The 22,191-nt window shown below is 36.5% G+C and carries 22 protein-coding genes; 5 read left to right on the top strand and 17 right to left on the bottom strand.

From position 1 onward, the window contains the following. Positions 1-113: 113 nt before the first annotated feature. The 9 genes from fabI to AB1284_RS04290 all read right to left on the bottom strand — a co-directional run bounded on the left by fabI (position 114) and on the right by AB1284_RS04290 (position 8,157). Positions 114-890, bottom strand: a complete 777-nt coding sequence (fabI, locus tag AB1284_RS04330) for an enoyl-ACP reductase FabI (RefSeq protein ID WP_429751370.1) — start codon at positions 888-890, stop codon at positions 114-116. 110 nt (positions 891-1,000) lie between these two features. Next, positions 1,001-1,855 (bottom strand): dTDP-4-dehydrorhamnose reductase, encoded by an 855-nt coding sequence (gene rfbD, locus AB1284_RS04325; protein ID WP_429751371.1) that lies wholly within the window; start codon positions 1,853-1,855, stop codon positions 1,001-1,003. Further along, positions 1,852-2,838 carry a dTDP-glucose 4,6-dehydratase gene (gene rfbB / locus AB1284_RS04320; RefSeq protein WP_429751373.1) on the bottom strand — a complete coding sequence of 329 codons (987 nt, stop codon included), beginning with the start codon at positions 2,836-2,838 and terminating at the stop codon, positions 1,852-1,854. Before rfbB ends, rfbD begins: the two co-directional genes overlap by 4 nt. Before the next feature lie 15 nt (positions 2,839-2,853). Further along, the gene (rfbC, locus tag AB1284_RS04315; RefSeq protein WP_429751375.1) at positions 2,854-3,399 is read right to left on the bottom strand and encodes a dTDP-4-dehydrorhamnose 3,5-epimerase; all 546 of its coding nucleotides are present in this window, start codon (positions 3,397-3,399) and stop codon (positions 2,854-2,856) included. An 8-nt stretch (positions 3,400-3,407) separates the two neighbouring features. Then, the gene (locus AB1284_RS04310; RefSeq protein WP_429751377.1) at positions 3,408-4,145 is read right to left on the bottom strand and encodes a sugar phosphate nucleotidyltransferase; all 738 of its coding nucleotides are present in this window, start codon (positions 4,143-4,145) and stop codon (positions 3,408-3,410) included. Positions 4,146-4,158: 13 nt separating this feature from the next. Next, positions 4,159-4,839, bottom strand: coding sequence for a glycosyltransferase family protein (locus AB1284_RS04305; protein ID WP_429751379.1), 681 nt, complete (start codon positions 4,837-4,839; stop codon positions 4,159-4,161). A 99-nt stretch (positions 4,840-4,938) separates the two neighbouring features. Next, positions 4,939-5,622, bottom strand: coding sequence for a class I SAM-dependent methyltransferase (locus AB1284_RS04300; protein WP_429751381.1), 684 nt, complete (start codon positions 5,620-5,622; stop codon positions 4,939-4,941). Positions 5,623-5,666: 44 nt separating this feature from the next. Next, positions 5,667-6,995 (bottom strand): glycosyltransferase, encoded by a 1,329-nt coding sequence (locus AB1284_RS04295; protein WP_429751383.1) that lies wholly within the window; start codon positions 6,993-6,995, stop codon positions 5,667-5,669. A gap of 346 nt (positions 6,996-7,341) precedes the next feature. Beyond that, entirely contained in the window at positions 7,342-8,157 is an 816-nt protein-coding gene (locus tag AB1284_RS04290) for a TylF/MycF family methyltransferase (protein WP_429751385.1), read from the bottom strand. Between the two features lie 478 nt (positions 8,158-8,635). On the opposite strand from AB1284_RS04290, the gene AB1284_RS04285 reads away from it, so the two are divergent. Beyond that, a complete protein-coding gene (locus AB1284_RS04285) occupies positions 8,636-9,796 on the top strand; it encodes an FtsW/RodA/SpoVE family cell cycle protein (protein WP_429751387.1) in 1,161 nt (386 codons plus the stop codon). A gap of 77 nt (positions 9,797-9,873) precedes the next feature. Next, positions 9,874-10,614, top strand: a complete 741-nt coding sequence (gene prpE, locus AB1284_RS04280; protein ID WP_429751389.1) for a bis(5'-nucleosyl)-tetraphosphatase PrpE — start codon at positions 9,874-9,876, stop codon at positions 10,612-10,614. A gap of 15 nt (positions 10,615-10,629) precedes the next feature. Here prpE and AB1284_RS04275 read toward each other — a convergent pair whose 3' ends face one another. The 4 genes from AB1284_RS04275 to AB1284_RS04260 form a co-directional block, all read right to left on the bottom strand. Beyond that, positions 10,630-11,520, bottom strand: coding sequence for an RluA family pseudouridine synthase (locus AB1284_RS04275; protein WP_429754354.1), 891 nt, complete (start codon positions 11,518-11,520; stop codon positions 10,630-10,632). 207 nt (positions 11,521-11,727) lie between these two features. Continuing rightward, a complete protein-coding gene (locus AB1284_RS04270) occupies positions 11,728-12,525 on the bottom strand; it encodes an NAD kinase (RefSeq protein WP_429751390.1) in 798 nt (265 codons plus the stop codon). A 21-nt stretch (positions 12,526-12,546) separates the two neighbouring features. Continuing rightward, a complete protein-coding gene (locus AB1284_RS04265) occupies positions 12,547-13,182 on the bottom strand; it encodes a GTP pyrophosphokinase (RefSeq protein ID WP_429751392.1) in 636 nt (211 codons plus the stop codon). Between the two features lie 130 nt (positions 13,183-13,312). Continuing rightward, a complete protein-coding gene (locus AB1284_RS04260; RefSeq protein ID WP_336483497.1) occupies positions 13,313-13,684 on the bottom strand; it encodes a hypothetical protein in 372 nt (123 codons plus the stop codon). Between the two features lie 143 nt (positions 13,685-13,827). Here AB1284_RS04260 and AB1284_RS04255 point away from each other — a divergent pair, with 143 nt between their 5' ends. From AB1284_RS04255 to AB1284_RS04245, 3 genes are all read left to right on the top strand, one after another. Beyond that, complete coding sequence (locus AB1284_RS04255) at positions 13,828-14,406, top strand: CYTH domain-containing protein (protein ID WP_429751394.1); 579 nt, start codon at positions 13,828-13,830, stop codon at positions 14,404-14,406. Positions 14,407-14,723: 317 nt separating this feature from the next. After that, complete coding sequence (locus tag AB1284_RS04250; protein ID WP_253628950.1) at positions 14,724-15,119, top strand: globin; 396 nt, start codon at positions 14,724-14,726, stop codon at positions 15,117-15,119. After that, the gene (locus AB1284_RS04245) at positions 15,119-16,012 is read left to right on the top strand and encodes a ClpXP adapter SpxH family protein (RefSeq protein WP_429751396.1); all 894 of its coding nucleotides are present in this window, start codon (positions 15,119-15,121) and stop codon (positions 16,010-16,012) included. Before AB1284_RS04250 ends, AB1284_RS04245 begins: the two co-directional genes overlap by 1 nt. 439 nt (positions 16,013-16,451) lie before the next feature. Here AB1284_RS04245 and pepF read toward each other — a convergent pair whose 3' ends face one another. From pepF to mecA, 4 genes are all read right to left on the bottom strand, one after another. Then, complete coding sequence (gene pepF / locus AB1284_RS04240; RefSeq protein ID WP_429751400.1) at positions 16,452-18,278, bottom strand: oligoendopeptidase F; 1,827 nt, start codon at positions 18,276-18,278, stop codon at positions 16,452-16,454. A 46-nt stretch (positions 18,279-18,324) separates the two neighbouring features. Continuing rightward, positions 18,325-19,566, bottom strand: a complete 1,242-nt coding sequence (locus AB1284_RS04235) for a competence protein CoiA (RefSeq protein WP_429751401.1) — start codon at positions 19,564-19,566, stop codon at positions 18,325-18,327. A 204-nt stretch (positions 19,567-19,770) separates the two neighbouring features. Further along, positions 19,771-21,315, bottom strand: coding sequence for a cardiolipin synthase (cls, locus tag AB1284_RS04230; protein WP_429751403.1), 1,545 nt, complete (start codon positions 21,313-21,315; stop codon positions 19,771-19,773). A 75-nt stretch (positions 21,316-21,390) separates the two neighbouring features. Then, entirely contained in the window at positions 21,391-22,059 is a 669-nt protein-coding gene (gene mecA, locus AB1284_RS04225) for an adaptor protein MecA (protein WP_429751405.1), read from the bottom strand. Between the last annotated feature and the right edge of the window lie 132 nt (positions 22,060-22,191).

Here is a 22,191-nt window from a genome sequence, read left to right as displayed (position 1 = left end):
TACTAGAAATTGAATGGAATATAGCAAGACCATAATACGTTTTTTCAATTGTAACAAAAAGCCGTTTCCATCCGATGAAATACTCGGAAAGAAACGGCTTTTATTTGTCTATATTATCCTAAAATATGATATCCAGAATCCACATGAATATTCTCGCCAGTCACTCCGCTTGCTAAGTCACTGAATAAGAATAACGCTGTATTTCCAACTTCTTCTTGTGTTACATTGCGGCGAAGTGGCGCGCGTTCTTCAATTTGTTTTAGGATGCTGTTGAAGTCGCCAACACCTTTTGCAGATAGTGTGCGGATTGGTCCTGCTGAAACAGCATTTACACGAATGTTGTGCTTTCCTAAATCATTCGCTAAATATTTTACGCTTGCTTCAAGAGATGCTTTTGCAACACCCATTACGTTGTAGTTTGATACAACGCGTTCTCCGCCAAGGTACGTTAATGTAACAATACTTCCGCCTTCTGTCATCACTTCTTTCGCTGCTCTTGCTACAGCTGTTAAAGAGAATGAGCTAATATTTTGAGCTAATAAGAAGCCATTACGAGATGTATCAACGAACTCACCTTTTAAATCATCACGTTCTGCGAATGCAATACAGTGAGCTAATCCATGAATAGCGCCAACCTCTTCCTTAATTGTTTGGAAGCAGTTTGCGATATCTTCATCACTTGTTACATCACATGGCAATACAAGTGATTTTTGTCCTTCTAATGATTCTGCTAAATCACGTACATTCTTTTCTAAGCGTTCACCAGCATATGTGAAAATTAAGTTTGCGCCTGCGCTATGTAATGAACGAGCAATCCCCCAAGCGATGCTTCGTTGGTTCGCAACACCCATCACGACAATATTTTTTCCTTTTACATTGAGAAGATCCATACATTTATCCTCCTATATTTATAAATTATAGTTGTTATTAGAACCTGGTACTAGTTTTATATTAACATAAAATAACCTAAAGGCAAACAAAAATCACTAGCCCAAAATCACTAGTGATTGTTTGTTTCGCTAAAAAAGTGTTCTAATCCTTCTTCCCAAGATGGCATTTGTGAAAAACCATTTAATTTTAACATTTTATGCTGCAAAATTGAGTATTTGGGCCTCGGTGCTTTTGCACCAAATTCTTCTGTTGAGATAGGTAAAATGTTTACTTTCTTATTTGCGAACGAAAAAATTTTCTCAGCAAACTCGTACCAAGAACACGCTCCGCTATTTGATACATGATATGTACCATATAATGAGGTACGCATGAGTTTTTTTATAGTGGAAACTAAGTCTTTTACATAAGTAGGAGATCCTACTTGATCAGAAACAATAGATACACTCTCTTTCTCTTCACTAACCTTTAACATTGTTTTAACAAAGTTGTTTCCATATTTCCCGTAAAGCCAAGATGTACGAATAATAAAGTATTGGTTATGGAGTTTTTCCACAAATTGTTCCCCTGCATATTTTGAAAGACCATATACATTTACTGGTTTTGGTACATAAAATTCATGATAGCCTTCTATTCTAGCACCCGAAAATACATAATCTGTACTAATATATATAAGCTTTGCCCCTACATTTTGTGCCATAACCGCTATATTTCTTGTTCCAATTGCGTTTGTTAAATAAGCTAAATCCTGTTCTTCTTCTGCCTTATCTACTTTTGTATAGGCGGCACAATGTATAATGATATGAGGCTGTATCGTTTTTATTACACGCTCTACTTGTAACATATCGGTAATATTTAACGATTTTTTATCAAATGGATATATTTCATACAATTTTGAATCCAAATCTTCTACTATTTGTTTCCCTAATTGACCATTGGCTCCCGTTATCATAACCCGCTCTTTCATCTGTGCGCCCCTTGCTTTTCTTTTAATGGTCGCCACCACTGCTCGTTTTCTTTATACCAATGAACTGTTTCTTCGATCCCCTGCTTAAACGTATACACCGGCTTCCATCCTAATTCTTGTTTTATCTTTTTCGCATCAATTGCATAGCGGCGGTCGTGTCCTAAGCGGTCTGTAACATGATAAATATCATCTTTCCCTTTTTTCAATAACGTCAAAATCTGCTCAACAACTTCTACATTCGTTTTTTCATTATCTCCGCCAATGTTATACACTTCCCCAATTTTCCCTTTATGCAGTACGACATCAATTGCACTGCAATGGTCATTCACATGAAGCCAATCTCTTATATTCAATCCATCTCCGTATAACGGCAATTTCTTCCCTTCAAGTGCATTTGTAATCATAAGTGGAATTAATTTCTCTGGATATTGATATGGTCCATAGTTATTAGAACAACGTGTAACAATAATAGGTAATTGATACGTTTTGTAATAGGATAAAGCAATCATATCTGCACTCGCCTTACTAGAAGAATACGGACTGCTCGGATCTAATGGTGTTTGTTCTGTAAATTTCCCTGCTTCTCCTAATGAACCATACACCTCATCTGTTGAGACTTGCACCATTTTTATATGAGGATATTTTTTGACTAACTCTAATAACGTTACTGTTCCAATTATATTCGTATCATAAAAAGGAATAGGATTTGCAATGCTGCGATCCACATGTGATTCCGCTGCAAAGTTAACAATGACATCTACCTTATACTCCTGAGCAACATATTCTAAAAGCTCACGATTTTGAATCGTGCCTTTTAGAAAAACATAGCGAGGATTATGCTCAACAGAACGTAAATTTTCAAGATTACCACTATATGTTAACGCATCATAATTAATAACATGGTAATTTTCGTATACTTTCAATATATAATGAACAAAATTACTACCAATAAATCCAGCTCCGCCTGTTACTAATATATTCATAGACAACTCTCCTACTTAAAAACAATCTTTGCACTCAATAAGCGATGATAGTAGCCTATCTTTTTCTGACAAGATAGGCTCTCTTACCGGCCATGGAATGTTCAAATCTTTATCTCTCCAATGCAAACCGCTATCGTGCTCAGCGCTATAATACTCATCCACTTTATACATAACAACCGTATGTGGAACAAGCGTACAAAATCCATGAGCAAAACCTTTTGGAACAAGCAATTGCCGGCGATTTTCTTCACTTAAAATATATGCCTGCCATTGTTTATACGTGGAGGATTCTTTCCGTAAATCAACAATGACATCATAAATAGCACCTTGTAAAACTTGAACTAATTTCGTTTGCGCCTTCGGTTCCTTTTGAAAATGCAAACCACGAATCGTACCTGCTTTCGCAGAAGAAGATAGATTATCTTGTACAAACGAATATATAATACCAATCTTCTCCAACGTTCCTTTATTGTAATTCTCCATAAAAAAACCTCGTTCATCTTCAAACAAGTGCGGTTCTAACAGTTTTACATCTTGAAAAGACGTATCAATCACTTTCATATACTCACCTACTCCCCGTTGAACTGCTTTCCAAAATCCATATTTCGCGCCAACGTATTCGCTCTCTGAAGAGAAGTATGAGTTCCAGCATCCGTCCACCAGCCATTTAACGTATTGTAAGTAAGAATTCCCCTTTGTAAATACCAATTGTTCAACTCTGTAACCTCTAGCTCACCTCTTGCAGATGGCTTTAGCTGCTTAACATATGAAAAGACTTGTGCATCATACATATAAATGCCTGTAACCGCGTATGAACTTTTTGGTTCTTTCGGTTTTTCTTCAATTTCGATAATTTTCCCATCTTTAATAGAAGGTACGCCAAATCTTGTAGGATTTTCTACTTCTTTTAATAATACTTTTGCACCTTGCTCTTGTTTCATATATTCTTCTACATATGGACGAAGATCATCGAAAAAAATATTGTCTCCTAGTATAACTAGCATTCGGTCCTTATTGACAAAGTGTTCACATAATCCTAAAGCCTCCGCAATCCCTCCCGCACGGTCTTGCACCCGATAAGTAAACGATACACCAAATTCTTCCCCGCTCCCTAAAAAATCGACGACAGCCCCCATATGCTCTCTCCCGGTAACTACCATAATATCTGTAATTGCACATTGTTTTAATTTATATACTGAATGATAAATCATCGGATATCGTCCAACTGGAAGGAGATGCTTATTTGTTACTTTCGTAATCGGATATAGCCTTGATCCCGTTCCTCCGGCTAAAATAATCCCCTTCATCTCAATCGCTCCCTTATGTTGGAAATGAAGTATTCACATAGTTCTGTAAGAAGATTTGCCGATATTTTTCATAGGCCAATGCATCAAATTCATCCCCATTATAATGAAGACACCATGGCCGCATTTGGTTAGAAACACCTACTACATAACCTGCTTTACGAAATTCAAGTGACTGTGAAACATCATAAAAATGAAACCCATCAAATAAATCTTCCCTCCATGGCAAATCATATTGCGTAGCCATAAATAAACCGTCTATTGCTTGAACAGGAGTAAAAAGATTCGGTTCATAAAAACCTGTTTCAAAACTTAATAATTGATAATTCTGTCTTCTGTACTCAATAACTTGCCCAGCTAATTTTTTCCCTTCCCACCATATACCATTTTCCGGCATATACTGACAGCCCGCTACTCCAATTAATCCTAGGTTTTCATTAGATGAAAAAATGGAAATAAGGTTGATGAAAATATTCCGATCGATAAGAAATGTATCTTGATGCAAATACACTTTATACTTTGCTGGATATGAAATTGCTTGATTATATGCACTTGTCATACTCGTTGCATTATAGATTGGAAGTATTTGAACTTGATATTCATGTGGAACAAACACATTTTTAATTTGCCTCTCACATTGTGTAAAGAGCTCTTCGTTATTGACACAAACGACTACCAAAATCGTCTTTTCTTTCATTATGGTAATCCTTTCTTTTCTGTTTGTGAATGTAATCTCTTACAGATGCAACAATCCATCAGTAGCCTGTAAATAGAAGAAGTCATTTCCCTTCTTCATTCACACTTTCATTGCTTCAATTACATATTGATATACAATTGTCTCCGCCATAAAGTTACTTCCAATATTATATTTCTTACAAACTTCATATAAATCTTGTATGATCGGTGTATACGTATCGTAATTAACGTATACACGTTCCACTTGATGAATCGAAAAGCCTGCATTTACAAACAGACGTAACATCTCTTTAAACGTAAAGAAACGAATATGTGTTTGATCCATCAATCCAGCTTTTTCGTACGTCCAATCGCCATTCAGAAGGGGAATTAATACTGAAATATGCGCAACGTTGGGTATACTTGTTAAAATAACACCGCCTTGTTTTACATACGGTTTTACTTTCTCTAAAACAGCCCACGGATCAAACAAATGCTCTAATACATCTCCAAAAATGATACAATCAAACTGTTCTTTCTCATACGGTAATTCCATTGTTTCTATATTACCCCTGATAACATGATCCAGTTTTTCTTTTGCAATCTGAGCCGCTTCTTCAAAAGCTTCAATACCTGAAACACGTATCCCCTTTTCTTTTATAGCAGCTCCTAGGCCACCTCGCGAACAACCAATATCAAGAACTTCTTTCCACTCTTCTTTTATATGCTTTAATAAATAAGGGTTTGCACCTTCATAATAATCATCACGTTTTTCTCGATATAAAGAGGAGTCTTCTGTTCCCATTCTATTCCCCTCCTGTACATTCCACTTAAAACAAAATAATGATGTTATACATGTGAAACAATAATATTATACCCTGCTAAATGTGCATCCATTTTACCCATAAGCGAGGTGCAATAAGGCGCATATTGTTCATTCCATCTTCCTAAATCACCGGCCAATTCTAAAATATTTGTCACTTTTAATCGCTCTTTTTCTAATAAAATCATGATTTCTTCTAGATTATAACTCTGCTCATCTTCCTCATTCTTTCCTTGAACTTGAAATCGTTGTTCAATTCGTGTGTAGTAATTAGAATTAGGAAATGACATAATCAGAACACCATCTTGATGTAATAAACGAGAGATTCCTCTTATGACAGCTAACATATGTTCACGGTACACAGGACATGAAAGTAGAATAATAGAAAACTTATCATTTACAAAATTCTTCTCTAATTCATTTAGTTTCACATGCAGTGTCGGTGCTACATACTCAGCAATTCTCACCGCTTCTTTTGTTTCTTCAACACCAAAAAAATTTCCATTTCGGTAACGACGCTTCATTTCAAGTAACGTTGCACCGCATCCCGCTCCAATATGAAGAATATTCATTCCTTCTTTGTAATACATATCCGACAATTGTAATAATTCAAAGCGAATGAATAAATCACTAGAAGGGAAACCCCATTTCTGCTGAAATTTCAATCCATTCGCATGCAACAGATTATAAAATACCGGAATATTTTCTTTCCAAGATACACTTCCATAATGATGAACAAATGTATCACGGCATAAATATAATTTATATCCCTTTTGGCGCATCCGAAGTGATATATCATCGTCCTCATAATTGCCTGGTGTAAACTGCTCATCTAGTAAACCAATCTCATTTAAAACATTTCTCTTTATAAGCATGCAAAAGCCGATTAATTTTATTCTTTCTTCCCATTTCGTTGCATCACTTTGATTATATGCAGCAGCAAACTCTTGCATCTCTTCTAAATTTGTATAAGAAACAGGAATTGTACTGTAATAGGAAGCACTGTTCGTTACCGGTCCTACAGCTGCTGTATCAGGCTGTTCATATAAACAATTTAGTAAGTTCGTTAACCAATTTTCTGTTACAACTACATCATTGTTTAATAATAAAATGTTGTCACCTTTCGCTTTTTCAATCCCTTGGTTGCAGCCTCGCGGAAATCCAACATTCGTTTCGTTCTTTACAAGAAGTATATCTGACTGCAATTGCAACCACTCTACCGTTCCATCTGTTGATGCATTATCAATAACAATTAACTCATAGCTTTCTTTTTTAGTATATTTCCTTATACTATCAATGCACTGTTTCGTGTAATGGAGTTGGTTGTGAGTTAAAATAACAATACTCGTTAACATAAAACGCCCCTCTCTTCCCCTCGCATACTATTTCTCCCGCTATTCGCGGACAGTAAGACCCCGACCTTAAGATTTGGTGAAGGCATTGTCCAGCTCCAGTGGCTAGAATGTTCGGTGGCTTCGCTTCTTCCTACGAGGTAAAAAACACCTCTACGTCAGAAGGCTCCATCCCCCTCACATTCTGAACGAGCCGCTTCCGCTTTTCTACCGAAGATAGGTGTGGGGATAACTGCTGGCATGCATGCGCCCGATTGGTGAGAGCTTTCCATCAGTGGGGGATGAAGCGCCCCACTAATGGAAGTTTCAATTTATACATGTTATGATTTAGCAACGAATGATCCGAAGTTTACGACGTTCTCTTTCTCCAGTACACTCCATAATGATCAATTTTAATAAGTGGTTCCGTAATATTTCTCTCTTTTCGAAAATCTGTAACTGCCGCTTCACATGTTGGCAAAGCATAATCATCAATAATAATGAAGCCACCTTCTGTTACTTTATCGTACAAATTTGTTAAACTATCCATTGTTGATTCATAAAGGTCACCATCTAGCCGAGCAATGGCAAGTTTTTCAATAGGTGCAGTTGGCAATGTATCTTTAAACCAACCTTGCAAAAATCGAACTTGTGCATCAAGCAAATCATATTTCCTGAAATTTTCTTGTACTTGTTCTAATGAAACACGTAAATAATCAAACGTATACAAAGTGTCTCCAGCATCACGCGGATACTTGTCAACATCGGGTTTTGGCAATCCTTCGAACGAATCTGCCACCCATACTTTTCGATCCGTTATACCATATGCTTTTAAAAAACCACGCATAAAGATACACGATCCACCGCGCCATACACCTGTTTCAATAAAATCCCCTTGGATATCTTCTTTAACAACAGTCTCCATTGCTAATTGTAATTGGTTCATTCGCATGCGACCAATCATACTGTGCGCAATGGCCGGCCAATCTAACCCCTGCAAACGCGATTCACGATTAGGTTTGACTTCTTGTATAAGCTTTAAATTATTGTATTGAATATATTCCTTTACATATTGCGGAACTGAAGTAGTAACAGGTAAATATACTTCATGCTCTTGCCAAATTTCGAACAAAATTGCTTTTTTTAACAATTCAAGGTACAGCTCTATCCCTCGTTCTGCTTGCATTTTCTCTCCTCCCCCTTAAATATCGTACAATTTCCAGTAGTGGAGGCTTCCTTCTTTCCGAACCATAAATAAATTAAATTTTAAGCGACAATTCCCTTTATTTTTCTCCTTCAAAGATAGCATTTATAAAGATCACATTGCTCCAAAATTATGATTCAAGTTTGATAAAATAAACCTAAAGAAATCTTATGTTTTTCAAGTTTACTTTATGATTATCAATTAATATGTCATCCCTGTTTATATATGTATATAGATGCACAGCATAAGGTGAAACTTCCATCAGTATGCGCTTTTCCCTACTGATGGAAAGCCCGCCCAATCAAGCCTTTACGGAAAAAAGTTTTATGTTATAACAACCCACACATCTGACATTTCCAACCAAAATCTAAACAACATATTTGCAAACAACCAAAAATCCGCTAAGATGGTAATAGTGTCTTTTTTAATAACAATGAGCAATAGAAAGGAATACAGTACGGTGAAAGATAAAAGTTCTCGATATCAAATAGATTACGTCTTAATACTGATTGTACTTGCAATCGCTACAGTAAGTTGCTTAGCTATCGCAATGGCACAGCCGTCCTTGCCACCAAATTTACAAAAAGTTAACTTTGTTGCACAGCAAATTAAATGGTATATAATTGGTGCGATTGCAGTTGCCATCATTATGGTGGTCGACTTTGATCGATATAAACAAATTTCCTGGTATTTATATGGAATTGCAATGGTTCTTCTTCTTGGGCTTGAGCTTCATTTTCCAGGTGCGGTAACAATTAAAGGGGCAACAGCTTGGTACTCACTTCCAGGACTTGGTAATTTTCAACCTTCAGAAATCATGAAACTCTTTTTAATTCTTGTAATTGGACGTATTATCGTAAACCATAATGAAAAATATGTAATTCGAACGCCGCGAGAAGATTTAATCTTACTCGGAAAAATATTTGCAGCGAGTTTACCACCATTACTGTTAATTGCAAAAGAACCTGATTTAGGAAATTCCATGGTAATTTCAGCAATGATTGCAGCAATGATCCTAGTATCTGGCATTCGCTGGCGTTTTATTTTCAGTTTAGCTGGTATTGTCACTGCAGTTGGTGCGCTACTTGTGTATATATACTTTGCACACACAGCATTTTTTAAAGCACATATTTTAAAAGAGTATCAACTAGATCGTTTCTATGGCTGGTTAGCACCTTATGAATACCAAACACAAGGTTATCAGTTAACTCAGGCTCTTTTAGCGACTGGATCAGGCGAGTTATACGGAAAAGGTTGGGATGGTGCACAAGTATACTTCCCTGAACCTCATACGGATTTTATTTTTACAAATATCGCTGAGAAATTCGGATTTTTAGGCGGCAGTGTCGTCATTTCACTCTACTTCCTACTAATTTATCGAATGATTCATATTGCTTTAGAAAGTAATGATCCATACGGAAGTTATATATGTGCGGGAACCATAGGAATGTTTACATTCCAGGTGTTTCAAAATGTCGGGATGACAATCGGGCTACTGCCTATCACCGGGATTACATTACCGCTTTTAAGTTACGGTGGTAGTTCCTTGCTCACCTATATGATTGCGATTGGCTTCATTCTGAATGTCCAGTCACGAACGAAGAAATTTATGTTTGATTAAACCATATCCTACTGGATATGGTTTTTTTCTTACCCTTGTAGCGGTATACTAATCAAAAAAAGAGTAGGTGATCCAATATGAAGTATGATGTTATCGGAGATATTCATGGCTGCTTAGAGGAGTTTCAATCATTAACAAAACAACTTGGCTATAAGTGGGATAGCGGGTTACCCGTTCATCCACAAAAACGGCAACTTGCTTTCGTAGGTGATATTACAGATCGTGGTCCTCATTCTCTTCGCATGATTGAAATTGTATGGGACCTTGTCTTACATAAAAAAGAAGCATATTATGCCCCTGGTAATCATTGTAACAAATTATATCGTTACTTCCTCGGGCGCAAAGTATTAGTGGCCCATGGCTTAGAAACGACCGTTGCAGAATACGAAGCATTAAGTACACGTGAGCAAAAAATCGTGCAGAAAAAATTTATTGATCTTTACGAACAGTCGCCTCTTTATCACGTACTGGATGACGGAAAACTCGTTGTTTGTCACGCTGGTATTCGCCAAGATTATATCGGAAGAAGTGATAAAAAAGTACAAACTTTCGTCTTATATGGGGATATTACAGGCGAAAAGCACCCTGACGGTTCTCCTGTCCGCCGTGATTGGGCGAAACATTATACTGGAGATGCTTGGATTGTATATGGACATACACCTGTACAAGAACCTCGATTCGTCAATCATACTGTGAATATCGATACTGGATCAGTATTTGGCGGAAAATTAACAGGACTTCGTTATCCAGAAATGGAAACAGTTTCCGTTCCTTCTTCGCTGCCGTTTGTGCCAGAGAAATTTCGTTCTATTGACTGAAAAAAGCTGATGGAATCATGATTCCATCAGCTTTTTCATATCTTTCGGCAACTCTGCATGAAATGTAAGCTGCTTTTCTAATATAGGATGATAAAACGTTAAATTTGTACTATGCAAGGCTTGTCGTCCTATTTCATCCGTTTTCCCACCATACAAATCATCACCAAGTAATACATGGCCGAGATGTGCCATATGTACTCTAATTTGATGCGTACGTCCTGTTTCTAATTGAAGTGACACATGCGTCTTATCTTTCCATCTCTTTTGCACATGGAAGTGGGTAACCGCTCGCTGCCCATCTTCACGGACCATGCGCTCAATAATACTATCATCTTTTCGTGCAATGGGAGCATCAATTATTCCACTGTCCTCTGTTATCGTTCCATGAACAATCGCTTCGTATGTTCTTTGCACTTGTTTTTGCTGATGCTGCTTTGATAGCAAATGGTGAATAAAACGATTTTTTGCAATTAGCATTAAACCAGATGTATCTCTGTCAAGCCTTGTTACAATATGTACTGTACTTGAAAGATTTTGCTGATCATAGTAGTGCAAAAGAGCATTAGCTACACTCCCACTTGGATGTTCTCTTGATGGGATTGTTGACATGTACGGCTGCTTATTAATAACAAGAACAGAGTCATCTTCATATACAACTGAAAGAGGAATATTTTCACTTAACATTCCTTCGCTTCTTTGCTCGGGCGGGAAACATACTACTAACTTTTCACCTTCTTGCAAAACATGACGTACATTTACTAAGTGTCCGTTCACTTCAATTGCTCCGCCATGAAACTTTATATCTGTTAACGCTGCTTTCGAAATACCTTTCGCTTTTAAAAACTCTCGAATAAGCATTCCTTCATCTGTTTTTGTTATACACCAAGTTAAAGTAAACCTTCTCAACTGCATAACTCTATTCTATTCCTCTCTAACATTGTCTGAGATTGGTCCAACTAACTAGCAGCGAGAATAGCACCCGCTGCTAGAAGTTTCGCTTTACCCCGCTCTAACGGGCGGTACTTTCATGTATTTCACGATGCAAGCCCGTATGAGCCCGATTGGTTCAACTAACCTTTCATGAAAAAAACGTTCATGAAAGGAAGTTCCACTTTATTGATCTGCGACAAAGGAATCTCGCACTCTTTTCCAAAATGGAAATGGACGAAATCTCACAAACCGAACCCTTTGATTTGCCACCCGGTATTGAATCGATTTAACATCTTGATGAACCATCGTCAAATGATCAATTGTAATTTGCAAGTTCATTCCAGTAGTTGGTTTTAAGACACACGTATGATGCTTCGGTAATACGAGCGGAGATCCAACTGTACGGAAAACTCGATTGTTAATAGACGCCATTTCCGTAATTTGAATGGCCTCTAAAGACGGATGAATAATCGCCCCGCCTAGTGCTTTATTATACGCCGTACTCCCAGAAGGTGTTGAAATACAAAGACCATCTCCGCGAAATGTCTCAAAGTATTCACCGCGAATTTCTACATCCATAACAAGCGTTCCTTCATTGCTTTTTACCGTTGCCTCATTTAGTGCTAAAAATTGTGATTCTTTACTCCCATTCATGTAACGAATAATGACCTCTAATAATGGATATTCAACAACTTGAAAAGGCGTTTTCGCAATCGCAATGACAAGCTTCTCAACTTCTGTTGGTAACCAATCTGCATAAAATCCTAAATGCCCAGTATGTACACCGACAAATGCTGTTTTGTCTAACCGATTCTGGTAGCGATGAAACGCATGCAGCAATGTTCCATCTCCTCCAACAGAAATTACAATATCTGGCTCTTCTTCATCCATTGTAAATTCAAAATTGCATAAGTACTCTGTCATTGTACTTGTAAGCGCATTTGATGATTGATCTCCCTTTGACATAATTGCAAATTTCATCGCCCAACACCCTTTAGCTTATTATTCTGTTTCTTTCGCCTCTTGCTTGCGCGAAAAAATCTTTTGTGCTTCTTTAATTTCAAGACGAATCGAAGACATTTCTTCGTCTAATAGATAAGCTGCTTCAGCTGCGCGCTGCAAACGCACTTTAATATCTTCTGGAAAGCGCCCACGATATTTATAATTTAAAGAATGCTCAATTGTTGCCCAAAAATTCATTGCTAACGTTCGAATTTGAATTTCAACTAACACTTTTTTCTCTCCACGAATCGTTTGCACAGGATAACTAATGACAACGTGATAGGAACGATATCCACTTTCTTTCTTTTGCGTCACATAATCGCGTTCTTCCACAATTTCAAAATCGTTACGCTTTCGTAAATACTCTACAACCGGCTTAATATCATCAACAAATTGGCACATCATACGAAGCCCAGCAATATCTTGCATTTCTTCTTGCAAACGGTCGAGTGGAATATTGCGTTTTTCTGCTTTATCAATAATACTTGCGAAGGATTTAACTCTACCTGTTACAAACTCAATGGGCGAATGTTCAGACAACATTTCAAACTGAGAACGCATTCCTTTTAATTTTACCTTCAACTCTCCTACAGCTTGATGATAGGGAGCTAAAAATTCTTCCCAATTTCGATTCAATGTAACCACCACCAAAACAAATCAGTTTCTTTTATCTCGCTCCAACGAACGAAAGATACCTGTCCGTTGGAGCCCGATTAGTGAGAGCTTTCCATCAGTGGGAAAAACGCCTACTGATGGAAGCTTCACTTTACAGAAACACTTTTTCTACTGTATTTACGAGTTCCTCACCGTAATTCGCATTTCCTTCAATATTTCCAATTAAATATTCCAATTCTTCTTTCATTTGCTCTAATTCAATTTCAACGTCATGAATACGAACAAACATTGTTTCATCGTTCTTCATTGCATTTTTTAATTCTTCCCAGCACGTATGCGGGATACTCACGTAAATGAATGATGTTTCATTCTCTAAAATATATAAAAATGATAAATTGTCTGAATCTACAAGTACGTGACTACGCGCCTTTAAGCCCTCTACACGTAGATCCGTATTTTCTGCACAAAAAATAAGAGCATCTTCTCTTTTTTCTACGCTCTTAACTTGAATTTTATTTTGCATGCTTTAACTCCTCCATATCCTACTTCCTGTCATAATCAACACTTTTATTGTAACATAACATACAACGAAACAAATAAAACATTGAATGAAATTTAGGAAAAAGCGATAATGAGTAACAGATATTTCACAAAAGGAGAGCGCATATGCAACAAGAAATTGAAATTGAATTTAAAAACATGGTCACAAAAGAAGAATTCCATTCTTTATGTCATGCATTTTCTATTACAGCATTCGCAAAACAAGTAAATCATTATTTCGAGACGCCTACATTTTCATTAAAAAATGCTGGCTCTGCACTTCGTATTCGTTGTAAAAATAATACTTATACACTAACACTAAAACAACCAGCAGAGATTGGATTGTTAGAGACGCATCAAACTTTAACAGAAGAAGAAGCTAACATAATGATTGAAACAAATAAGCTAATCAAAGGAGCTGTTTCTAAGCAATTAGAAACCCTACAAATTCCTGTTTCCTCATTACAATACATGGGAAGCTTAACAACAGAGCGAGCAGAAACAACTTTTGAAGGCGGCATACTCGTGTTTGATCATAGTTTCTATTACGAACATGATGATTATGAACTTGAATATGAAGTAAGCGATGAACAGGCTGGACAAGCAGCATTTGCTTCTTTATTAAAAGAACATAATATTCCTATCAGACACACAAAAAACAAAGTACAACGCTTTTTTCTTGCCAAAGGCCAAAAAGAACAATAAACTAGCAAAGGGTTGATTAAGAGCTATTTATTTGCTCTTCGTGACAATCCGTTGCTACAATAAAGTTAAACTTCCTTTCATGAACGTTTTTTTATGAAAGGCTAGTTGAACCAATCGGGCTCTTACAGAAGGTTTTGCATCGTGAAACACCTAAAAGTACTGCCCATTCGAGCGGATAAAGTGAAACTTCTATCAGTGGACGCTTTTTCCCACTGATAGAAAGCTCTTACAGAGAGTTTTGCATCGTGAAATACATGAAGATACTGCCCACAAGTAGCGGGATAGATATACATTTGATGGAAAAAGGAGTTACAAGGATGAACAAGCAACCAACGACACCATTTGAAGCAATTGGCGGTGAACAAGGCATTGCAAAATTAGTCGATACATTTTATTCCTATGTCAGTAAACACCCTGACTTATCTCCCATCTTCCCAGACGATTTAACGGAAACTGCTAGGAAGCAAAAACAATTTTTAACACAATATTTAGGAGGACCAAATCTTTATACAGAAGAGCATGGTCACCCAATGTTACGCGCTCGTCATCTGCCGTTCGAAATTACACCAAAGCGAGCAAAAGCTTGGCTCTCGTGTATGGAACAGGCAATGGATGATACGAATGTACACGGACCGATTCGTGATTTTGTATTTGAACGTTTGACGTTAACGGCGCAGCATATGGTCAATACTCCCGAAACAGGTGAAGCTTAATGGAAAAACAGGAAGCAAAATATAGTGCATCAATCCCACCTTCCAAATGTGAGCCTAAGTCTGTAGAAGCATATTTATTTATTGATCCACTTTGCAAAGATTGTTGGGATATCGAGCCATTAGTGATCAAACTATGGCTTGAATATGGAAAATATTTCTCACTCCGTCACATTGTTACCGGTAAAGTAGAAGGGGCCACTTCCCCATCACACAAATGGAATAAACCTGCTAATATTCGATTTGTGTGGGAAAAAACAACGAGTTTACACGGATTTTCTTGCGACGGAAAAGTATACATGCACGGGGCTTCATCAACTCCGTATATAACTTCGCTGGCCATTAAAGCGGCAGAATTACAAGGTCGAAAAGCAGGTTCGAAATTTTTACGAAAACTTCAAGAATACATTTTGCTTGAAGATATATCAAAGCCAGATATGGATACGCTGCTTATATGTGCGAAACAAAGCGGAATTGATATGAAAGAATTTAAACAGGATTTACACTCTATTAGTGCTGCAAAAGCATTTCAATGTGATTTGAAATTTACAAATGAAATGCACATTACAGAGATTCCTTCTCTCGTTTTCTTCCATGCGAATTCAAATGAAGAAGGAATTAAAATTGCTGGTATTTATTCTTACGATGTATATGTACAAGTATTAAAAGAAATTGTGAAAGAAGAAATTGAACCACAACCACTTCCCTCTCTAGAGGTATTACTAGAGCATGTACAGTTTATGTCAACAAATGAAATTGCTTTTATTTATAACTACTCTCAAAATGAAATAGAACGAGAAATGAAAAAATTGCTATTGAAAAGAAAAGTACGCATGGTTGAGACAAAACGAGAGCGCTATTGGAAATGGATTACAAAAGAAAACGACCTGGTGTAAAACACCAGGTCGTTTTCTTTACGGCTTATAAAAATATTAAAGGGGATGGGAGAAATTTCACGTTCAAACAAAGGGGTATATGTTTGTATGTGAATTCGTTCACGTTTATTATATTACAAGATCCGACGTCAGATGACAACCCTTTTTGTCGAATTTCACATTTTTGTCACATTCTAAACGTTTTCATTTTTGAATACAATATATAGAGAGTATTTGTAGGAGGGGTTCCATTGAAAAAGTCCTATTTTTTATTATTCATTTGTATCATTGTCCTCTTCTTTTGTTTATACGTTCTATCATTGTTACAATTATTTCCACTCATTTTATCACTTCCCCTTTTATTTGGGGCAATCGTATTGGCTGTATCATACTTCAATACCCAAAAGCGATTTAAAGGATTTTAAACAAAAACGAGAGTCATACGACTCTCGTTTTTGTTCTACTTCTCTTCAAATAGAAGTGCTTCTAATTCATTTAATTTCTCTTCAAACACTTGCATTGCTTCTTTTACAGGCTCTGATGATGTCATATCAACACCAGCTTTTTTCAATACTTCAATCGGATAATCAGAGCTTCCTGCTTTCAAGAACTCATTAATGTAACGTTCTACAACTGGCTTACCTTCTTCTAGAATTTGTTTTGATAAAGCAGTCGCTGCACTAAAGCCCGTTGCATATTGATATACATAATAGTTGTAATAGAAATGCGGAATACGGGACCACTCTAAACCAATTTCTTTATCGATAACTAAACTATCACCAAAATACTTTTTATTTAGCTCATAGTAAATTTCCGTTAACATATCCGGCGTTGCTGCATGACCTTCTTGCACTTTCTGATGAATAACGTGCTCAAACTCAGCGAACATTGTTTGACGGAATACTGTACCACGGAAACCTTCTAAATAATGATTTAATAAGTATAGACGCTTCTTCTTATCATCTGTCGTTTTTAATAAATAATCATTTAGAAGTGCTTCATTACATGTAGACGCTACCTCCGCAACGAAAATTGAATAATCACCGTACACATAAGGCTGCGTTTTTCTTGTATAGTAACTATGCACAGAATGACCAAACTCATGCGCCAGCGTAAATAAATTATTTACATTATCATGCCAGTTCATTAATACATATGGATTTGTTCCATATGCACCAGATGAATAAGCACCGCTTCGCTTTCCTTTATTTTCATATACATCTACCCAGCGATTTTCGTAAGCTTCTTTTAAAATATCAACATACTCTTCTCCAAGTACATCTAATGATTGTAATAATATATCTTGCGCTTCTTTATATGTTACGTTCATTTTCACTTCTGGTACGAGCGGTGTATATAAATCGTACATGTGCAATTCTTCTAATCCAAGTGCTCGTTTACGAATATCAATGTAACGATGCAATAAATGTAAGTTTTCATTTACTGTTTCCACAAGCTGATCATAAACAGGCTCAGGAATATTATTATTGCTCAGTGCAGCTTGGCGAGCAGAATCATACTTACGAACATTCCCATAAAAATTATTTCGTTTAATTGCACCATTTAATGTGCTTGCAAATGTATTCTTATATTTTCCATACGTTTCATATACAGCATGAAACGCATCATGGCGAACACGACGATCATCGCTTTCTAAAAATTGAATGTAACGACCATGAGTCACTTCTACCTCTTCCCCATTTTCATCTTGAATAGATGGAAACTTTAGATCGGCATTATTTAATGTACCAAATGTATTACTAGATGCACTCATAACTTCAGAAGCCTGAGCTAACAATGCTTCTTCCGCTTCTGATAATACGTGAGGACGCTGACGTGTAATTTCCTCTAGTGCATGCTCATACACTTTTAATTCTTTATTTTCTTGTAAAAATGATTGTAACGTCTCTTCTGAAATCGTTAAAATTTCTGGAACAATGTATGCCATACTACTTGATGCTTGCGAATACAAACTTTTCGCCCGATCATTTAACGCTTGATAAGATGAATTTGTTGTATCTTGGTCGTAACGCATATGTGCGTATGTATACAATTTACCAAGACGCATCGATACTTCATCTTCATATTGTAGCACTTCTAACAGTGCATTCGCTGATTCTCCAAGCTTTCCTTTAAATTCCGTCAGTTTTGGCAGTAACTCTTTTATCGCTTGAAATTCCGTTTCCCACTCTGCATCCGTTTGGAAAATATCTTCTAAACGCCACGTATTTTCTACTTCAATTTCACTACGTGCTGGCAACGCTCTTACTGTTTTTTGTTCAGCCATGTGTAAGCCCTCCTTATTCATATCTCCTAGTACAATTCGATTCTTCTTATGTAATTCCTTCTGGGTACTTCTTTATTATATCCGTTTTCTCTTCACTCATGTTATACTTTGCTTCTACAAGCTTAAGAGCCTCCGCTAAAAATAAGCGATCAAACTTCTGTACCTCTTCTTCTGTTTTTGGCACAAAAAAACAACGTACCTTTCGATATTTATAAACATCAACTTGCTCAATCTCTCCAATCTGACATAAAAATTGCATATATTCTCTCACTGCCTGTTGCCAAAATGTTGGGGGAAAATACGGTAATAACCGTCTATGAATCGCTCTGTTCCTCTCTACATATTGAAAAATGGTGTGCAATGAAAAATATTCTCCTACCGTAAATTTGCTTAGTAGCTCAATTAAAATGTAAGCTTGCCATATAAAAGAATGAGTACGAAATGCTAGGAGTGATGGTAAAGGAACACCAATTTCAGCAGGAAAACAAGATGGGGATATATGATGATGATAAAGAAGCTCTAAAAAGGGGCGCTCACTTCGATTCCACATATAAATACCATTTGCCCTAAGACGTTGCTTTTTATTCAACCATTCTTTTTCTAGACGTTGGGTCGATATAGATGATGTTGTAAGAAGAGATGTTAATGTAGTCGTATGAAGCGGAAAATAAATTACATGTGAAAAGACGGTAGAAGAAGAAAAAGGTAGAAGAAGATTACATTTGAAAAATGCCTTTACATCTGGACAAAAATAGAGGATATAGGGGTTTGAATAATATTGCACGCAGCAAGAATGAAAAGAAGAAAGTGACAGCCAATATGTTGCATGACGTTTTAACTGATTCCCTCCCAATATCCATAATATTTGAATCCCTTCTTTCCAATATCCTTCCGTTCGTTTTAACAACTGCTCTACCGATAAAGTTGCACATTGATATTCAATAGCGATTTGTCGATTATCAATTACAACAAACAAATCAGGTCGCTGTTGAATTGCGGGCAGATAATGCTCCATTTTTATCGAACAAACTTGTGACTGAAGCCATCTATATAACTGCTCTTTTCCCCGCAAATGATATGCCGATTCATTTTCAAACTCGATTTTGCAGCTATGTGATTTCTTATGAGCGAAATGCCACTTTTTTTGCTTTCCTAGTTTTAGCTGCACTTCTAAGTGACAAATGGGACAGAAAAAACGCTCGTTCTTCCGTAATATAATAAGCTGTTTTTCCTTCCATCCATGAAGAAGATGAATTTCCTCTCCATTCTCTCTTTTTGCAACAAACATAGAATCACTCCTTTCTTCCGTATGGACTATTCTACAACCACACACGAATTCCTGCTCAGATAAAGTGAAACTTCCTTCAGTGGACGCTTTTTCCCACTGAAGGAAAGCTCTCGCCACTCGGGCTTTACGGGCAGTTTTCCATCATGAAATACCTAAATTTACTGCTTATTAGAGCGAAATAAAAAAGCTCATTTTCATGAGCCTTTAGAGCAAAGGAGATAATAAACGATATGTTGATTCCACAATCCGCATCACAAGGCGGCGCTTCTTAAAGCGATCAACATAAATTTCATTTGATACTTGCAAATCTTCTTCAAAATCTGCCACAAGCTTGCGAATACTGTTTGTATCATATAAAAAAGCATTCACCTCAAAATTCAAATGAAAACTTCTCATATCCATATTTGCTGTTCCAATTGACGCCAAATCAGAATCAACAATCACAATCTTGCTGTGTAAAAACCCTTTTTCATATTCATATATTTTTACGCCTGCCTCTAATAATTCTGGGAAATAAGAACGAGACGCATAAAATACAGTCCTCTTATCCGGTTTACTCGGCATTAACAAGCGAACATCCATACCTGCTAAGGCCGCTACTTTTAATGCTGACAAAATGTCATCATCTGGAATAAAATATGGCGTTGCAATCCAAATTGATTTCCTTGCCGAAGCAATCATCGCAAAATATAAATGCTTAATCGTTTCCCACTTACTATCAGGTCCGCCCGCAACGAGCTGTACGCCTCCCTGTCCTTCTCCTTCTACAGCTTCCGCCTGTAAATAGTTTGGTGTTAAGACAGCTTCGCCTGTCATATAAAACCAATCTTGTAAAAAGATAAGTTGCAAACTTTGCACTGCTTCTCCTCGTAAATAGAGATGCGTGTCTCGCCAAAATCCAAAATATTTATTTTCTCCTAAATATTCATCTCCAATGTTTAAACCTCCAACGAAGCCTTCATTTCCATCAATAACAACAATTTTACGGTGATTTCGATAGTTAATTTTGTCATTTAAAATAGGAAAACGTACAGGAAAAAACGGCACCATCTCAACACCTGCATGATTTAATTCCTCAATGTATGTTTTTGAAAGTTTAAAACTCCCTACTGCATCATATAAAAATCGAACCTTCACACCTTCTTTTGCTTTTTGGATGAGAATGTCTTTAATTTTTGTACCAATTTTATCATCACGCACAATGTAATATTCCATATGAATATGATGCTTGGCCTTTTTCAATCCATCTAAAATAGATTGAAATGTCTCTTCCCCATTTGTTAATACTCTCGTTTCCGTATGAAAAGAAATATTTAGTGCTCCAAGACGATCGGCTAACCGAAACAATAATTCTTGATGTTCATGTTTTTTCAATATACGGTCCTGATAATACTCATTCCCTTTATATTGTAAAAACGCCTGCTCATCTAAAAGCGCCTTCTTTTGAAACATTCGTTTTCTCCGAAAATTTTGTCCAAATAGAAGATATGCGAAAAAACCTACTACTGGAAAAACCCCAAGCACCATTAACCAAGTTAATGTTTTCGAGGGATGACGATTTTCTAAAAAAATGACAAATCCAATTAAAAATGCTGATATTGTAAATAAAGTACTTAAAATTCCTAAAAATGAAATATCTTTAATCCAAATTACATCTGTATAAAATGTTACATCAATAAACATGCGTAACAAAATAAACACAGTGAATAAACCAACCAAAAAGAACAATAGTTTCAATATATTTTTCATATCTGACCCCCTTACATACAATCCCTCTTCGTATATACATATTTAAAAAGCCGATTTCAATATAAAGAAATCGGCCTACATTCCAGGAGAAAAATGATTACGAATTGTTTCAAGTGCATTTTCAGCAGCAATTTGCTTTCCGTATTCACGAAGGCGATGAATCGTTAAAGCGGATTCTTCTCCATATTCTAATATCACACTTAAAATACGGTCAATCTCCTCTTCATCGTGCACTACCTCATCAAATTCTACATATACATAATAGCGATCTTCAAATGAATATAATTCATCTTTTATCTCTTCAAATATAAGTCGATGGCTTAATGAAATAACATGCTCAAAGTCATCGAATTTAATTAAAAAGCCGAATATACCATCTTCGTTAAAAATTGCTCCTGCTTCTTCTATTTCCTGTTCAAATAACGATTCAATTCGCTCATCAAGAGGAATATCAATAATTTTATCGAGGCCAATTGGTAACTCTAATTTTTGTCCGTCTTTCGAAAGCTGCGCTTTCGTTACAAGTACTTCAATTCCTTTTTCAAGCGCTTGAACTTGAATCCAAAGCGGTCCATCAATAAAAAAGTCATCATGGTCACGCGCTTCATCCATCATCTCCCAAAACAGCTGTTCACTTCTATCGCGGTTATACCAAATTTCTTCACGGTTAAATCCGCGGTCCTCTATATCAATGTACGAGATATAAAATTTCACCGTATGATCATTAACTCTTTCAATATCCAAAATACACCTCTCCCTTCCTATTTGGAATGGTTATGAAGGGATTCCCCAATCATATTACAAAAAAGTTAGAATCTTGTACTCTCATTTTATGATAAGATGCTCCAGAATGGAAATAAAATCACCGTATTTAGA

This window comes from Bacillus sp. S2(2024), assembly GCF_050474045.1.
GTDB lineage: Bacteria > Bacillota > Bacilli > Bacillales > Bacillaceae_G > Bacillus_A > Bacillus_A yunxiaonensis.
The sequence above is the reverse complement of the archived record's forward strand: the minus strand, read 5'-3'. Positions and strand labels throughout refer to the sequence as shown.

What these genes read in the sequence shown, in the direction of transcription:
- AB1284_RS04260 (WP_336483497.1), bottom strand. Translation starts at nt 13,684, where the DNA reads ATGCAAAATAAAATTCAAGTTAAGAGCGTAGAAAAAAGAGAAGATGCT.
- rfbD (WP_429751371.1), bottom strand. Translation starts at nt 1,855, where the DNA reads ATGAAAGAGCGGGTTATGATAACGGGAGCCAATGGTCAATTAGGGAAA.
- AB1284_RS04305 (WP_429751379.1), bottom strand. Translation starts at nt 4,839, where the DNA reads ATGAAAGAAAAGACGATTTTGGTAGTCGTTTGTGTCAATAACGAAGAG.
- AB1284_RS04295 (WP_429751383.1), bottom strand. Translation starts at nt 6,995, where the DNA reads ATGTTAACGAGTATTGTTATTTTAACTCACAACCAACTCCATTACACG.
- AB1284_RS04300 (WP_429751381.1), bottom strand. Translation starts at nt 5,622, where the DNA reads ATGGGAACAGAAGACTCCTCTTTATATCGAGAAAAACGTGATGATTAT.
- rfbC (WP_429751375.1), bottom strand. Translation starts at nt 3,399, where the DNA reads ATGAAAGTGATTGATACGTCTTTTCAAGATGTAAAACTGTTAGAACCG.
- fabI (WP_429751370.1), bottom strand. Translation starts at nt 890, where the DNA reads ATGGATCTTCTCAATGTAAAAGGAAAAAATATTGTCGTGATGGGTGTT.
- AB1284_RS04235 (WP_429751401.1), bottom strand. Translation starts at nt 19,566, where the DNA reads ATGTTTGTTGCAAAAAGAGAGAATGGAGAGGAAATTCATCTTCTTCAT.
- rfbB (WP_429751373.1), bottom strand. Translation starts at nt 2,838, where the DNA reads ATGAATATATTAGTAACAGGCGGAGCTGGATTTATTGGTAGTAATTTT.
- prpE (WP_429751389.1), top strand. Translation starts at nt 9,874, where the DNA reads ATGAAGTATGATGTTATCGGAGATATTCATGGCTGCTTAGAGGAGTTT.
- cls (WP_429751403.1), bottom strand. Translation starts at nt 21,315, where the DNA reads ATGAAAAATATATTGAAACTATTGTTCTTTTTGGTTGGTTTATTCACT.
- AB1284_RS04255 (WP_429751394.1), top strand. Translation starts at nt 13,828, where the DNA reads ATGCAACAAGAAATTGAAATTGAATTTAAAAACATGGTCACAAAAGAA.
- pepF (WP_429751400.1), bottom strand. Translation starts at nt 18,278, where the DNA reads ATGGCTGAACAAAAAACAGTAAGAGCGTTGCCAGCACGTAGTGAAATT.
- AB1284_RS04245 (WP_429751396.1), top strand. Translation starts at nt 15,119, where the DNA reads ATGGAAAAACAGGAAGCAAAATATAGTGCATCAATCCCACCTTCCAAA.
- AB1284_RS04250 (WP_253628950.1), top strand. Translation starts at nt 14,724, where the DNA reads ATGAACAAGCAACCAACGACACCATTTGAAGCAATTGGCGGTGAACAA.
- AB1284_RS04270 (WP_429751390.1), bottom strand. Translation starts at nt 12,525, where the DNA reads ATGAAATTTGCAATTATGTCAAAGGGAGATCAATCATCAAATGCGCTT.
- AB1284_RS04310 (WP_429751377.1), bottom strand. Translation starts at nt 4,145, where the DNA reads ATGAAGGGGATTATTTTAGCCGGAGGAACGGGATCAAGGCTATATCCG.
- AB1284_RS04290 (WP_429751385.1), bottom strand. Translation starts at nt 8,157, where the DNA reads ATGCAAGCAGAACGAGGGATAGAGCTGTACCTTGAATTGTTAAAAAAA.